This window comes from Pseudactinotalea suaedae (assembly GCF_009733815.1).
In the GTDB taxonomy this organism is placed as follows: Bacteria; Actinomycetota; Actinomycetes; order Actinomycetales; family Beutenbergiaceae; genus Pseudactinotalea; species Pseudactinotalea suaedae.
This window is the reverse complement of sequence record NZ_WNXY01000021.1, coordinates 1-781: the sequence shown is the minus strand read 5'-3', so window position 1 is coordinate 781 and position 781 is coordinate 1. Positions and strand designations below refer to the sequence as shown.

General features: G+C 69.4%; 1 protein-coding gene. It reads right to left on the bottom strand.

Translation table 11 applies throughout. The features are described from left to right. Positions 1 to 725: DUF222 domain-containing protein (locus GPA04_RS20950; RefSeq protein WP_156226175.1), on the bottom strand; the 725-nt coding region annotated here is incomplete at its 3' end. Between the last annotated feature and the right edge of the window lie 56 nt (positions 726 to 781).

Sequence of the window (781 nt, the reverse complement as noted above, 5' to 3'; positions counted from 1 at the left end):
GCCAGCTGCTGCGCCGAGTGCGACAGCGCCGCCTCCAGATCCAACGCATCCGGCAGATCCACCCAGCCACTGACCTCGGTCAACCCGGCCAGACCGGTCTGGTCCAGACGGATCTGCACCCCCCGCTGCTCGGCCCGCTCGGCCGCCACCTGCTCGGCCAGCTCGCTGTCATGACGGGCCATCGCGGTCGCGATCAACCCCTCCAACTGATGGCCACTGACCCGGTCCGCCGCCGCAGCGATCTCACGATCCACGAACCCCGCCGCCAGCCTGCTCAACCCGCCAGTGGCCTGCGCGATCCGACGCGCCCGCCACGGCTTGACCTCACCAGCCAGCACCCGAGCCCACAACGTCGGCAACCGGAACGCCAGCTCCAGCGCATCCCCGAGCAACCGCTGCGCCGCCTGCGTACTCACACCCAACGCCAGACCCAGCTCAGCGACCGCAGCCCGATCCACATCCGGCACCCCCTCCGCGGACAGCTCCACCACCTCAGCAGCCCCACCCTGACGGGCCGGCGCATACCAACGAGCTGCCTCACGCCCGAACAACGGCGGATTGGCCACGGCCCAGTCCACGGCACCGATCAGGATCTGCACCTCGGCCGCGTCAGCAGTTCGGCGAGCTTCCCTCACCTGACCCAGCAGGTCCACATCACCACCGGCACCCTCACCACCACCGGCAGCCGAGGCCACGGTGGAGGGAGCAACAGCGGTGGTGGTCATGACTCAAACCTACGTTCGACCACCGACATCGCACCCGAGCACCTCACGACCAGCAC